Annotated in this window: 18 protein-coding genes; 6 read left to right on the top strand and 12 right to left on the bottom strand. The window is 68.4% G+C overall.

The annotated features are described in order from the left end of the window. Positions 1-8: 8 nt before the first annotated feature. Positions 9-188, bottom strand: coding sequence for a hypothetical protein (locus AC3IF1_RS15240; protein ID WP_489218269.1), 180 nt, complete (start codon positions 186-188; stop codon positions 9-11). 224 nt (positions 189-412) lie between these two features. On the opposite strand from AC3IF1_RS15240, the gene AC3IF1_RS15245 reads away from it, so the two are divergent. Further along, the gene (locus AC3IF1_RS15245; protein ID WP_489218271.1) at positions 413-604 is read left to right on the top strand and encodes a hypothetical protein; all 192 of its coding nucleotides are present in this window, start codon (positions 413-415) and stop codon (positions 602-604) included. 552 nt (positions 605-1,156) lie between these two features. On the opposite strand, the gene AC3IF1_RS15250 is transcribed toward AC3IF1_RS15245, so the two are convergent. The 4 genes from AC3IF1_RS15250 to AC3IF1_RS15265 all read right to left on the bottom strand — a co-directional run bounded on the left by AC3IF1_RS15250 (position 1,157) and on the right by AC3IF1_RS15265 (position 4,287). Further along, the gene (locus AC3IF1_RS15250) at positions 1,157-1,312 is read right to left on the bottom strand and encodes a hypothetical protein (protein ID WP_243973842.1); all 156 of its coding nucleotides are present in this window, start codon (positions 1,310-1,312) and stop codon (positions 1,157-1,159) included. Positions 1,313-1,563: 251 nt separating this feature from the next. Continuing rightward, positions 1,564-2,022 carry a Ros/MucR family transcriptional regulator gene (locus AC3IF1_RS15255; protein ID WP_489218272.1) on the bottom strand — a complete coding sequence of 153 codons (459 nt, stop codon included), beginning with the start codon at positions 2,020-2,022 and terminating at the stop codon, positions 1,564-1,566. 227 nt (positions 2,023-2,249) lie between these two features. Further along, the gene (locus AC3IF1_RS15260) at positions 2,250-2,501 is read right to left on the bottom strand and encodes a hypothetical protein (RefSeq protein WP_243967412.1); all 252 of its coding nucleotides are present in this window, start codon (positions 2,499-2,501) and stop codon (positions 2,250-2,252) included. 97 nt (positions 2,502-2,598) lie between these two features. Then, complete coding sequence (locus AC3IF1_RS15265; protein ID WP_489218273.1) at positions 2,599-4,287, bottom strand: methyl-accepting chemotaxis protein; 1,689 nt, start codon at positions 4,285-4,287, stop codon at positions 2,599-2,601. 319 nt (positions 4,288-4,606) lie between these two features. On the opposite strand from AC3IF1_RS15265, the gene AC3IF1_RS15270 reads away from it, so the two are divergent. Further along, positions 4,607-4,750: a hypothetical protein gene (locus AC3IF1_RS15270; protein WP_243967414.1), complete on the top strand. Its 144-nt coding sequence runs from the start codon at positions 4,607-4,609 to the stop codon at positions 4,748-4,750. A gap of 111 nt (positions 4,751-4,861) precedes the next feature. Here AC3IF1_RS15270 and AC3IF1_RS15275 read toward each other — a convergent pair whose 3' ends face one another. The 7 genes from AC3IF1_RS15275 to AC3IF1_RS15305 form a co-directional block, all read right to left on the bottom strand. Next, on the bottom strand, positions 4,862-5,323 hold the full coding sequence (locus AC3IF1_RS15275; RefSeq protein WP_489218275.1) for a hypothetical protein: 462 nt from the start codon (positions 5,321-5,323) through the stop codon (positions 4,862-4,864). Positions 5,324-5,365: 42 nt separating this feature from the next. Then, positions 5,366-5,869: a hypothetical protein gene (locus tag AC3IF1_RS15280; RefSeq protein ID WP_243967416.1), complete on the bottom strand. Its 504-nt coding sequence runs from the start codon at positions 5,867-5,869 to the stop codon at positions 5,366-5,368. Positions 5,870-6,723: 854 nt separating this feature from the next. Next, on the bottom strand, positions 6,724-6,987 hold the full coding sequence (locus AC3IF1_RS15285; protein WP_243967417.1) for a hypothetical protein: 264 nt from the start codon (positions 6,985-6,987) through the stop codon (positions 6,724-6,726). A 114-nt stretch (positions 6,988-7,101) separates the two neighbouring features. Beyond that, positions 7,102-7,347 (bottom strand): hypothetical protein, encoded by a 246-nt coding sequence (locus tag AC3IF1_RS15290; protein WP_243967418.1) that lies wholly within the window; start codon positions 7,345-7,347, stop codon positions 7,102-7,104. Positions 7,348-7,478: 131 nt separating this feature from the next. Beyond that, a complete protein-coding gene (locus AC3IF1_RS15295) occupies positions 7,479-7,757 on the bottom strand; it encodes a hypothetical protein (RefSeq protein ID WP_489218276.1) in 279 nt (92 codons plus the stop codon). A gap of 91 nt (positions 7,758-7,848) precedes the next feature. Beyond that, positions 7,849-8,667 carry a S1 family peptidase gene (locus AC3IF1_RS15300; protein ID WP_243967419.1) on the bottom strand — a complete coding sequence of 273 codons (819 nt, stop codon included), beginning with the start codon at positions 8,665-8,667 and terminating at the stop codon, positions 7,849-7,851. A gap of 16 nt (positions 8,668-8,683) precedes the next feature. Further along, on the bottom strand, positions 8,684-9,145 hold the full coding sequence (locus AC3IF1_RS15305; RefSeq protein WP_243967446.1) for a hypothetical protein: 462 nt from the start codon (positions 9,143-9,145) through the stop codon (positions 8,684-8,686). Here AC3IF1_RS15305 and AC3IF1_RS15310 point away from each other — a divergent pair. The 4 genes from AC3IF1_RS15310 to AC3IF1_RS15325 all read left to right on the top strand — a co-directional run bounded on the left by AC3IF1_RS15310 (position 9,075) and on the right by AC3IF1_RS15325 (position 13,010). Beyond that, positions 9,075-10,955: a methanol/ethanol family PQQ-dependent dehydrogenase gene (locus AC3IF1_RS15310; protein WP_243967444.1), complete on the top strand. Its 1,881-nt coding sequence runs from the start codon at positions 9,075-9,077 to the stop codon at positions 10,953-10,955. The genes AC3IF1_RS15305 and AC3IF1_RS15310 overlap by 71 nt on opposite strands. A 126-nt stretch (positions 10,956-11,081) precedes the next feature. Then, on the top strand, positions 11,082-11,990 hold the full coding sequence (gene moxJ / locus AC3IF1_RS15315) for a methanol oxidation system protein MoxJ (RefSeq protein ID WP_489218278.1): 909 nt from the start codon (positions 11,082-11,084) through the stop codon (positions 11,988-11,990). Between the two features lie 67 nt (positions 11,991-12,057). Continuing rightward, positions 12,058-12,636 (top strand): cytochrome c(L), periplasmic, encoded by a 579-nt coding sequence (gene moxG, locus AC3IF1_RS15320; RefSeq protein WP_489218279.1) that lies wholly within the window; start codon positions 12,058-12,060, stop codon positions 12,634-12,636. An 83-nt stretch (positions 12,637-12,719) separates the two neighbouring features. Further along, a complete protein-coding gene (locus tag AC3IF1_RS15325; protein ID WP_489218280.1) occupies positions 12,720-13,010 on the top strand; it encodes a methanol dehydrogenase [cytochrome c] subunit in 291 nt (96 codons plus the stop codon). Positions 13,011-13,098: the final 88 nt, after the last annotated feature.

Here is a 13,098-nt window from a genome sequence, read left to right on the forward strand (position 1 = left end):
GGCAGGCACTACTCGGCCATGCGCCGGAAATTCTCCGACCGGCCGGCGAGCTCCCGTGCAAGTCGCAGCAGCCGCTCCCGATCATCGGCGTCGGAAATCTGTTGCCAGCACCGGATCAGCTCGGCGCCCCCGGCCGGGTCGAAGGCACTCCGCGCGGTGGCGAAGAACGCCTCGACAGGGAGATTCAAGGCCTGGGCAATCTCGTGCAACGGCGAAGGACTCTTCGTATGCAAGGCGCACCTCATCCTGGAGGACCCGATGGTAACGCTCGCTTTCGATTGCGCACAATAGAGATAGCACAACCCTTGCATGCATAAACGCAGGCGGGGCAGATGACTTCCGCGATTGACGGCTGTCCCCAATATACAACCCATGATAGGTGCGCTGGAAAAAACCAAGACCGACGGACCAGATGACAGCGACCGAAAGGCATGAGGCGATGGTGCGGGCCTGCATCGCCGCCTATGAGACCGTGCAGGAATCTGGAACGCGCGAGATGCAATTGGCCGCTCGCATTCTCCTGAAGCTGATCGGCGATCAGCTTGCCCAGCAGGCGATGCCGCCGGTCAGCGACGCCGACACGGAGAACGGCGGCGAGACCTGATCACGCGCGATACGCCGCCCCCGGCGCCTCGGCCGGAGGCGGGGGATTCAGATCCATTTCCCCTGGACACCGAGCCCGATGCGATCGGCGGCAGCGGGGGCGCATCCGTGCTCGAGGACGGCCGGTTGCAGGGCTTGAACCACCCCGCAGGCCTCACGCCGGGCCTGATCCACGAGCCTCTGGCTCGCTCCGTCGGGCGATCCGGGAAGCCCTTGCGGGGCGTCGACCCGCTCGGCCATGCGAGCCTGTACGTCCTGGACCGCGCCGCTCGGTCCTGCGAAGCGCATCGCATCACCGGTCGTCGGCGGATTGCCTCGCGCGGCAGCGCCGTCGCCGGCCCGTCAGCCCTGGACGCACGCCACAGCCGTCTGGAAGGCGAGGGACGAGCCTCTGCGGCACCGCCCCGCACTAGGGCGCAGCAGCGGTGAAATCCGGCTCCGGACCCGTAAGGACCCGATACAGTTCCGCTGCGCTGCCGTGGAAGCGGGACCTAGCGATCCACGGTCGTCGATCTCGACGCGGGGGAGGTCGACGCCCCCCCCCCCCAGGGGCTCAGTCGCTCTTGGGCGGCTTGCTGTTCTTGAAGCCCTTGGCCCTCGGCTCCGCCTTGCGCGGATCCGGCTTGTCAGCGAGCAGACGCTTCACGCGCTCGTTGAAGTCCTCGGGTGTGACCGCTTGCGCTCTGCCGGTCGTGAGTTCGCGTGCCATCTCGGCCTCCGCATCGTGGCCCAGTGCACGGGATTGCGCGGAGGGATGGCGCCTTATGCACTGTCTCGGCGCGGAGCGCCAATCCAGGCAGGCCGGGCCGACGTGACCGCCCGCCCGAGCCGGATCCGGACCCTTAATGGCCGAGCCCGACCGATATCCCGGCGCTCGGCCGGCCCACGGGGCGCGGGGCGCGCGGTTCCGGCATCGCCCCGCCGACCGACATCGTCGCCCGCGCCGTGCCGGACCCGCCTTCAGCCCCTTGTGCCGGTCCTGGGCCGATCCACACGCCCGCCGGGGACGCCGAGGCCGATCGCCTTGGCCAGGGCGGAGCGCTGCTCGGCGTAGCTCGGGGCGACCATCGGGTAATCGGCTGGCAGGCCGTAGCGGTCGCGGTAGCCGCGCGGGTCGAGCCCGTGGCTGGTCAGGTGGCGCTTGAGCGTCTTGTAGGTCTTGCCGTCGAGGAAGCTGACGATCCCGTCGGACCGGACCGACTTGCGGATCTGGGCCGCGTTGGGCCGGTCGATCTTGATCTCGGAGGCGACTGCAACGGTGGCGCCACCGGAAACCAGATGAGATATCGCCCCGTGCACGCTGTGGATAAGCTTGGGAAGCTCAGCCACCGGCACCGGATTGTGCGAAATGTACGCCGCAACAATCCCGCCGGTCAGCTCGGTCAAATCTGGGGCGTATCCAAATTTTGTCTCTGTCACTTTATTCCTGCCTTGATCCTGAAACCCGCTCGAATCCGCCGAGCGTCACGCGTACATCAGGATCACGGTGGTGAAATCAAGATGATCGGAGAGACGATGTCGTCTGCGTGGACGACAATGCTTGGCCTGCGGTATCCGGGCGACCGGTATCGGCACGGGTTCCGCCCGGCTCCCTGATCCTGCCGGACGACGCGGCGTCGCGGGCGCCGCCTCGGATGATCGGCCGCTCAGGGCCGCGACGTCGCCCGGTTCCGCTCGTGACGCCAGAGCGCGACGGCCACGCGCCGCGCCTCATAGGTCCGCCGCAGCGATGTCCCGAGGCCGCCCTGACCCTCCGGAGCGTAGCCGTAGTGCAGCACCCCGTCCGGCCCGTAGTTCCGGCGCATCTCGGCCCGCCAGAGACTATCCGCCGCCGCGAGAGCCGACTCGGTCAGGGCGAGGCGGGCGGGGTCGCGCAGGGGTGATGGTTCGGCGTTCATCCGCGTCAACGCGTCAATCGGACATAGGGTCCGTCCCAACGCCCCCCCGCCGCCGGACGGACGATGGGGAAGCGTCCTCCTGATGCCGTCGTCGTCCTTACGCCGCACGCACGGTGGCGAGGAAGCGCTCGACCTCGGCCGCGAGGTACTCGGACTGGCGCGACAGCTCCGAGGCCGCCCCCAGCACCTGGCTCGCCGCCGCGCCGGTCTCCTCGGCCGCCCCCGCCACACCCGCGATGTTGCTGGTGACCTCGCCGGTCCCCATCGCGGCCTGGCCGACGTTGCGGACGATCTCCTGCGTCGCGGCACCCTGCTCCTCGACGGCGGCCGCGATCGAGGAGGCCACGGTGCTGATCTCGCGGATCCGCCCGGTGATGCCGCCGATCGATGTGACGGCCTGGCCGGTCGAGGCCTGGATTCGGGTGATCTGCGCCGAGATCTCGCTCGTCGCCTTCGCGGTCTGCTCGGCCAGTGCCTTCACCTCGGCGGCGACCACCGCGAACCCCTTGCCCGCCTCGCCGGCCCGCGCCGCCTCGATGGTCGCGTTGAGCGCCAGGAGATTGGTCTGCCCGGCGATGGTCGAGATCAGCCCGACCACGTCGCCGATGCGCGCGACCGCGGCGCTCAGCTCCTGCACCAGGGCGCCGGTGTGATCCGCCTCGCGCACGGCGAGCTGCGCCAGTTCGGCGGAGCCCGCGACCTGGCGGCTGATCTCCTGCACCGACGAGCCCAGCTCCTCGGCGGCCGCGGCCACGGTGTTGACGTTGGAGGCGGCCTCCTCGGCCGCCGCCGCGACCGTCGTCGACTGGCTGGCGGTCTCGGTCGCCGTGGCCGTCATCGTCTGGGCGGTGGCCTGCAGCTCGGTCGAGGACGACGACACCATGCCGATGATACCGCCGACCGCCTGCTCGAAGCCATCGGCCATCTGACGCATCCCGGCCTTGCGCTGCGCTTCGGCGTCGAGGCGGGCCTGTGCGGTCTCAGCCTCCAGCGCCGTCATGCGGATCAGGCCCTCCTTGAACACCTGGACGGCGTCCGCGATCGCGCCGATCTCGGTCTTCTGGCCCCGATGCGGGATCTCGACCCCCAGATCGCCGGCGATCAGCGCCTGCATCGGCCGCACCACGGAGGCGATGCCCCGCGTCACGCCGCGGACGATCACGAGTGCGGCGATGGCGGACAGGGCGAGGCCGAGGATCATGGCGGCCAGACCCCAGGCCCGCGTGGTCTCGAACGTGGCCTTGCTTTGGTTCTGCGCCTGCGCAGCCCCCTCGTTGTTCATGAGCGCCAGCCTGTCGAGGGCGACCGAAGCCGCGCGACGCGGGACGATGCCCCGGGTCTCGTAGAGGGCGAACGCCTCGGCCTTCTGCCCCTTGCGCGACAGGTCGAGAACCGCGTCGCGAATGGTCTCGAAGCCGCGGTACTGCTGTGCGAATGTCTCGTAGACCGCGCGCTCTTCGGGCGAGCTGATCAACGTCTCATAGAGGGCTCTCTTCTCGCGCAGCTGCTGCCCGAAGCGCCCGAAATCCTTCTCGATCCCCGCGAGCAGCGTCGGATCCGTCGCCTGGGTGTGGCGGAGCATCAGGGCGGAGCTGCGCGCGGTCAACGTGTCGATCTCGCCGAGCACGCGAATGCTCGGCAGCCAGTTCGTCTCGACCTCGACGATCTGGTCACGCATCGTCTGCATGCCGGTGAGCCCCAACAGGCCGACCCCGACGAGAAGCAGGGACAGGATGGAGAAGGCCAGGATCAGCGTGTTGCGGATCGACAGGGGGTGAAGCGACACGGCGTACCTCGATCGGCAGCCATCGAGCCGGGAATGCCTGAAGCCACCGGGGTCAAACCTGATCCGGAAAGGTTAATATGGCTCAAAACTTCGATGCAGACGCGGATATATAAATCGGTTTCGCGCGTAGCCCTGTTTGCGACCCTTTCCCGCTTGGGCGCCCGATGCCGGGCCGGCGCAGCCCGGATCACGGCCGCCCAGGCCGCGCGGTTACGCGGGCCTGATCGCGGGCATCACACTGCCGCCGCGTTCGACGCGCTTCCTGTCACCGATGGCGGTGGCGGGCCGCCGTATTCATGTCGCCGCGGAGTGCCTCGCCTTGCTCAATACCGGATTGGCCGTCCTGACCGTCGTCGCCGTACTGGCGGTTCGTGCGGTCCTGAAGCTGCTGCTCCTGCCGTTCCGGATCCTGCGCGGCCTGTTCCGGCGCGGCGCCCGGCCGGCCCGGGCGACGGCGCACTGAAGGGACTTTTGCCACAGGCTATCGGACCACGTCGTGTATCGGCGCCCCCCCGGGGCGGATCTGGCCGGGGTCGCGTGGGGGGCGGCCCGGGATGCCCCGAGCCGCGCGGCCTTACCCTTTGAGCTGCTTGTTGCACGCCGAGTAGTAGCCACCGCCCTTCTGGATCCACTTGGCATTGCCCAGCGTGCCCGCGGCCTTGGCCGCGTTGTAGCTGTCCAGGCAGGTATGCATCCGGGCCTTGCCGGCCGACTCCTTGGCGTATTTGGGGTCGATCGCGCGGGGATAGGCCGCCGATCCGAGGGACGGCGGCGGAGCGCCCGCGCTCGATGACGGCGCCGGAGCCGCGGTCTTCGTGGGGGCCGGCGCGACCGGATTCGGTACGGAGCTGCTGGCGGCATCCGGCGCCGTGCCGCACGCGGCCTTGCGGAAGTCGTTCCACGTCTGCCCGTTGAGCGTGCCGGCCTTCTTGGCCGCTTGATACTTCACCGAGCAGTCCTTGGCGGTGAGCGCAGCCGCGGGGGTGGCGGCGGCCCCGAGGGCCAGGACGGTGATCAGCAGGATGGGCCGGATCATGATTGGGGCTCCAGAGCGATGCGTGAAGCTGCGGGGCACGGCTCAGCCATCCAGGCCCAGACCGTGGATCAACGTGCGGATCGGGTTGAATCCTTCGACAGACCTGGCGGGTCGAGCGTGTGCTGCCATCCGCCGGTCTTTGGCAGTATTGGCAGGAAGTCTTTGCGTCAAAGCGACTTGGTAGACTTTGAATCGGCGCTGCGCGATCCTGCGCCGCCGCGTCGCTTCGATGCCCGACAGCCGCCCCGGGGTCGCCGGATCGCTCAAGGCCGCGCGGCGCGACGCGAGGGACGCGGTTCCAGGCGACGCTATCTCCGCCGCCTGGGCCACGGGAACGACCGCGTTGGACAAGGCGCTGAGGGCGTCCGCACGGGCCGGCGGGCTGGTCCACGCGACCGATCGCACGGGCGCCTCCGCCCGCGAGACCGACGCCTGCACGCCCCGCGGAAGGTCCTCGTAATTACCCGGATGGAGGATGTGCGCCGCGGCCACGAGACCAAAAGCAGCAACTCCAGCAATCGCCAGCGTGGACCTATAGTGTTCCATCGCCGAGGAACGAACGGCTGAGCTTATGGTTCCAGTTTGAACACTGCTACAGGCCAACACTTGCCGGGGATGCAGGGCCGCCACGCCGACCGCCCGGACGGCGCGGCCGGTCGGCCGACGCGCCCTGGGTTCACCGGGCTTCGCGCGCCCTTGCGGTCAGGCCGAGGTCGCGATTGCCAGGGCTCGGTCCAGGACACGCTGACGGTGCAGGGCGGTCCCGGGAGGAGGGCGGTCGCCCTGCGATCGGGCCCGGTCCTAGCAGCCGATGCAGATGTCGCGCACGACATGCGTGTGGCGCCGGCCGGTCCGTTGGTTCGGCAGTCGGCCTTCGGCCTCCGCGAACCCACTTCCGGGCCCCCGGAACCGCCTGCGGCCGGGCCCCGCCGTCGGCGCCTGCGCGTCCATCGATGGCGGTCGCGCACCGCCGGAGGGCGGCTCGGGAACGGGCGCCGGCGGGGCATTCGCCATCCCGGATTCGGGCGGATCCACCGCCATGCCGAGAACGGGCGGTGCCGTGGCCATGCCCTGCGCCAGGCCGGGCTGCGGCGCCGGGAGCAGGCATGCCAGAACGGACCAGCACACGGCCCGACGCGCTGCGGGCGGCCGGCTCGTACCGCGCCGCTCCGGAGTGAGGATCGGTCTCATGGACGCGATGTCGACCGCCCGCGTTGCTGACGGATGTCGGGCGGCCCGGCGCGGCCGGCAGGCCGCCTCCGGTCTCCGCCCGCGGAGCCCCTCGCATTACCGTCCCGGGCGACCGTAACCGCCCGTGTCGGCCTCATGGTGCCCGACAGCGCGGTCCGCCGCAGCCCTTGCCCTGCGCCGGAGGGCCGCTCAGCGGGAGCAGGGTCGCGTCAATGAAAGCCCTGGGTCAGGCTCTCGAAGGACAGGGCCGTCACCGTGACCATGAAGGGGCAGTCCGTTTCGGGCGGACCGGCCTCGCGCAGGGGGCGGGCCGAGACACCGGCCTGGGGCCCACGGGTCCGGCGCACCAAGCGCTGAACCGCGAGACCGAGCGTGTCCTCATAGGTCGCCCCGCCCGCATCACCTGCGGGCGCATCGGCACACAGCTTGGCGAACGCGGCGCGGACATCGAGATCGAGATCGAGATCGGGCATGGGCTTACCCCTCAGACGGACAGAGGGGCAGGGGACCGCGAAGTGGTTAACGAAAGGTTACGGCGCGGCGCGGGAACCCCGATGCAGGCACGCGTCCGCGCTTGCCGGCGGGCGCTACTTGCTCGGCCGTCTGAGCCAGTAAGGCCCGTAGGCGAGGCAGACGGCCTGGGCGAGGTAAGCGCCCTGAAAGACGCTGTTCATCTCGAAGCAGCGCCGGAGCACCTTCAAGAAGGGCCGGGCATGGACCGCACCCTCGATCCCGACCGCGACGGCGAGGATGATCGCGATGGCGGCGACACTGAACCAGTTCAGCCAGCGTCCGGCGACCAGGCCGATGGCCGCGATCAAGACGAAAACCATATCCCCCCCCTTCGCCGGTTCTAATTTGTTGCCAGCTTGTTACTTACGCAGTCCAAATGAGGCGGGAAAGAGGCCCGTGAGCCGTGCGAAGGTCGTGCGCGCCATCGCGTCCGGGTTCGACGACCGGGGGTTCAACTCAGCACCAGCAGAAATACCAGATACGAGAGCGATGTCGCCAGCAGCGAACTCAGCAAGATCGCACTGACGCGAACGGAAAGCGCAGTCGCAGGGGTCAATGCTTCGTACCAACGACGCAGGCCGCCCAAGAGAACAGAACGACGGTGATATTTCCGGGGATCTTCGACGAACATTGCAAAACAGGGATCGAGATTTTGAGCGGGGCGGTCTGCTCGGTTCGACAGCCGTGCCTCAATCGAGGTCAGAACCTGACGCTTCGATGAATGCGACAATCGTCACATCAGAACGCGACCGATCTCGGAGGGCCCGCCGCCCCCGGATCGGCCGGCGGGCCGCCACCGCGCCGTCGTGGGTCCGCGAAGCTCAATCGCCGTGCCTGTGCAGGACGTCCTTCAGCGCCGCGGCGAGCCGGCCTTCGAAGAGAAGCGCCGATCCGTAGTGGGACTCGGGGTCGAACGCACGCTTGGCATTCATCACCGACGACGCACTCTGCAGCGCGATCAGGCGGCCCGCTGCATCGAACAGGCCCGACCCGGATCCCCCGTAGCCGTCGTTGCAATCGTGGCGGGCCCGGCGGATGTCGTCCTCGCTCGGCGGATCGATCCGCCGGATGGTGCAACCTTCGAGGCTGCTCGGGCCTCGATAATTCTCGTGTCCGGCCGGCGACACCATGGTCACGCGCACGGACACGTCCCCGGTCGGCAGGCCGGACGGTTCCGGCAGGGGCTGCGGCACGGCGTCCGCCGGACTGGCCAGCCGCAGGATGGCCCAATCGTCCGTGATGTGCAGGGCACGGGAATCCGGGGCGGTCCCGAGCAGGAGGCTGTCGGGGGCGAAGGCGTAGTTGCGCCCCCCGATCTGGAAATAGCATTCCGAGACCGCCCGCGTCGGCTCGAGGCGCCGGTCGCGGAAGTTGTGGGCGTTGAGGACGACCACGGATGGATCGGCCACCAGCCACGCGGCCGCGGCTTTCTGGGGAACCCCGTCCGGTCGGCGGCACCAGAGTACGCCTGCGCCCCTGTAGCGGTCGAGATCGGCGCCGGTCAGGTCCCGCCGGCCATCCTGCGGATAGAGCGCCGCCCAGCGGGCGTCGGCGAGGGCCGACGGCGCGAGGCCAAGCGCCAAGGCGAGGGGGATCGGAAGGTGCCGGATGCCCCGCAGCCACGCTCGCACGCGTCCCATCCCGCCCCCATCCCGGTCACGGCTCGCGGACACCGTGTTTCGACGCGCCCCCTGCCGCCGAACCGGCGTCCATTTCGGCGGGGAGCGCCCTCGCTGATGTCCACCATGAGTGAGCGCCGCGGGTCGCCCCGTCAAGCACAGCGCGCAGGTTCCACACGATCCATGGCCGATTGCCGAAACGTCCCGCAAACAAATAACCGACATCCCGAAGACATACCGCAAAAAATTTCTGTAAAACCGGCGAGCGATGCCGGTCGTAATAAGCCTTTTTTAAGAAGCTTTGAATGTCAAGCTCTTGCATCAGGCGAACGCTCATCGGGATAGACTTGGCGTTTATCTCGCGTCGCACAATCACCTGCCGCGAGGCCAGAAGGCGCGGCGGCCCGGCGAGGAGATGCACAATGAGATTGGGAAGGTTTTCACGATCGGCGTCGATCCTGGCGATGGTCGCGGTTGCGCCGATCGGCCTGGCGGGCATCGCCACCGCCGATGACAAGCTCGGCGACCTGTCGAAGAGCGACGAAAACTGGGTGATGCCCGGCAAGAACTACGACTCGAACAACTTCAGCGATCTGAAGCAGGTCAATAAAACCAACGTCAAGCAGTTGAAGCCGGCCTGGACGTTCTCCACCGGCCTGCTCAACGGCCACGAGGGCGCGCCGCTGGTGGTGGACGGCAAGATGTATGTCCACACCGCGTTCCCGAACTACACCTTCGCCCTCGACCTCGACGATCCGGGCCATATCCTCTGGCAGGACAAGCCGAAGCAGAACCCGGCCGCGCGCTCGGTCGCCTGCTGCGACCTCGTCAACCGCGGGCTCGCCTATTGGCCCGGCGACGGCAAGACGCCGCCGCTGATCCTGAAGACACAGCTCGACGGCCATGTCGCGGCGCTCAACGCCCAGACCGGCGAGACGGTGTGGAAGATCGAGAATTCCGACATCAAGGTCGGCTCGACGCTCACCATCGCCCCCTACGTGGTGAAGGACAAGGTGATCGTCGGCTCTTCGGGCGCCGAGCTCGGCGTGCGCGGCTACCTCACGGCCTACGACGTGAAGACCGGCGCCCAGGTCTGGCGCGCCTACGCCACGGGGCCGGACCAGGACCTGCTGCTCGCCGACGACTTCAACATCCGGAACGCCCATTACGGCCAGAAGGGCCTCGGCACGGCGACCTGGGAGGGCGACGCCTGGAAGATCGGCGGCGGCACCAACTGGGGCTGGTACGCCTACGACCCGGGCACGAACATGATCTACTTCGGCACCGGCAACCCGGCACCGTGGAACGAGACCATGCGGCCGGGCGACAACAAGTGGACCATGACGATCTTCGGCCGCGACGCCGATACCGGTGAGGCCCATTTCGGCTACCAGAAGACGCCCCACGACGAGTGGGACTATGCCGGCGTCAACGTGATGATGCTGTCCGAGCAGAAGGACAAGGACGGGAAGCTGCGCAAGCTCCTCACCCATCCGGACCGCAACGGCATCGTCTACACCCTCGACCGGACCGACGGCTCCCTGGTCTCGGCCAACAAGATCGACGACACGGTCAACGTGTTCAAGTCGGTGGACCTGAAGTCCGGCACCCCGGTCCGCGATCCGGAATACGGCACCCGGATGGATCACCTCGCCAAGGACATCTGCCCCTCGGCGATGGGCTACCACAACCAGGGCCACGATTCGTACGATCCGAAGCGTCAGGCCTTCTTCATGGGCATCAACCACATCTGCATGGATTGGGAGCCGTTCATGCTGCCCTACCGGGCGGGCCAGTTCTTCGTCGGCGCGACGCTGAACATGTATCCGGGCCCGAAGGGGGACCGGCAGAACTACGAGGGCCTCGGCCAGATCAAGAGCTACAACGCCATCACCGGCAAGTTCAACTGGGAGAAGATGGAGCGCTTCGCGGTCTGGGGCGGCACCACCGCCACCGCCGGCGACCTCGTGCTCTACGGAACCCTCGACGGGTTCATCAAGGCGCGGGACTCCGACACCGGCGACCTGCTGTGGAAGTTCAAGCTTCCCTCCGGGGCGATCGGGTATCCGATCACCTATACCCACAAGGGCACGCAGTACGTCGCGATCAATTACGGCGTGGGCGGCTGGCCGGGCGTGGGTCTGGTGTTCGACCTTCAGGATCCGACCGCCGGCCTCGGCGCGGTCGGCGCCTTCAAGAAGCTCGCCAACTACACCCAGATGGGCGGCGGCGTGATCGTGTTCTCGCTGGACGGCAAGGGTCCCTACGACGACCCGAACGTCGGCGAGTACCAGCAGGCTGCGAAGTAAGCCGCGACGCAGGACTTCGCCGGCCTCCGGGCCGGCGAAGTCTCCGGGGTGACGCCGACAACCCGCGGACACGCCCTGTCCGGGCCGGTGCGCCGACAATCAGAACAGCATCAGGGACAGACGCGCATGCCGCTCCTCGGCGGATCCCTTCGTGCGGCGACCTGCGCCGCAGCCCTCCTCGCCCTGCTGCCCCTGGGCGCGCAGCCCCGCGCCCAGGACTCGGAGGCACAGGCCATCCAGTCCGACGGCGCGACGGCGTCCGCGGCGCCGGCGGCCGATCCCGCGACCCTGAGGATCTGCGCCTCCGACAGGCAGCCCCCCCTGTCGCTGCGGGACGGCTCCGGCCTGGAGAACCGGATCGCCGCGGCGGTCGCCGAGGCGATGGGCCGGAAGCCGGTCTTCGTCTGGCTCAGCAAACCCGCGATCTACCTCGTCCGCGACGGGCTGGAGAAGGGCCTCTGCGACGTGGTCGTCGGCCTCGACAGCGACGATCCCCGGGTGCTTGCCACCCGGCCGTATTATCGCAGCGGCTACGTCTTCATCACCCGCGCCGACAGGGGCCTCGACGTGACGTCCTGGTCCGATCCGCGCCTGAAGACCGTCGACCACATGGTCGTGCCGTTCGGGTCGCCCGCCGAGGCGATGCTCAAGGATATCGGCCGCTACGAGGAGGACATGGCCTACCTCTACGGGCTGGTGGGCTTCCGCGCGCCGCGCAACCAGTACACCCAGATCGACCCCGCCCGCCTCGTCAGCGAGGTCGCCACCGACAGGGCCGCCGTGGGCGTCGCCTTCGCCCCGGACGTGGCCCGCTACGTCAGGGAATCGACCGTGCCGCTGCGCATGACGCCGGTTCCGAACGACACGGTCGGCAGCGACGGTCGCAGGATGCCCCAGGATTTCGACCAGTCCATGGGCGTGCGCAGGGACGATCCGGCCCTCAAGGGCGCCCTCGACGCCGCCATCGCCAAGGCCAAGCCGCGGATCGACGCCGTCCTGAAGCAGGACGGCGTCCCGGTCATCACCACCCCGTGAGCCTTCCGCTCCGCACCGAACTCTCAGGACAATGCCAAGCCCGCGTATGACCCGATCGAAGCGTATCATGACCGTGACGGCCGTCCTCGGCCTCGGCTCGGCGGCCGTCGCGGGGGCGGTGCTGGCCCAGCCGCAGGCGGGCCCCCAGGGCGGCATCGTCTTCCGCAACACCATCACCGGCGAGGCGCTGGATCTCCAGGACGGCAAGCCCGGCGGCCGCGACACCCCGGCGGTCAAGACCTTCTTCCAGACGGGGAAGAACATCTACATCGACGACAAGTCGTGCCTTCGCAACGGCGAGAGCCTGTTCCTGACCTCCTGCTCGGGCTGCCACGGGCATCTCGCGGAGGGCAAGGTCGGCCCCGGCCTCAACGACAATTATTGGACCTATCCGGCCAACACCGAGGATACCGGCCTGTTCTCCACCCTCTGGGGGGGCGCCAACGGCATGATGGGTCCGCACAACGAGGACCTGAATCCGGACGAGATGCTGCAGGTCATCGCGTGGATCCGGCACCTCTATACCGGCCCGGTGAAGGATGCCGCCTGGCTGAGCGAGGACCAGAAGAAGGCCTACACGCCGTTCAAAGAAGGCGAGACCTTCGCCAAGGACACCGCCGGCCAGTGCAAGCCACTGCCGGAATAGGGGTCCGCGCGGAGCGACGTCCCGGCAGGGGACGAGCGAACGGCCGTCGCGGCCGCCCTGGGGAGAGAACGAGGAGATCCGAGATGCGCAAGACGATGAGTGTGGCGGTGCTGCTGGCAGGGGCGGCCTTCGCGGGCCCGGCCCTCGCCTATGACGGGCAGCATTGCAAGGCGCCCGGCAATTGCTGGGAGCCCAAACCCGGCTTCCCGGAGAAGGTCGCCGGCTCGAAATACGATCCGAAGCACGACCCCAAGGAGGTCTCGAAGCAGGCGGAGTCCATCAAGCAGATGGAGGAACGCAACAGGAAGCGCGTCGAGAACGCCAAGAAGACCGGCAAATTCGAATACGACGTCTCCAAGATCTCTGCGAATTGAGCGGGGCGGGAGGCCGGGGCGGCGCCCCGACCTCCCCACCCTCGGACCCTGAACCACAATCGCGCGCGCAGCGAAGCGGCCCGGGGCA

The sequence above is a fragment of the Methylobacterium sp. E-012 genome (assembly GCF_057836545.1).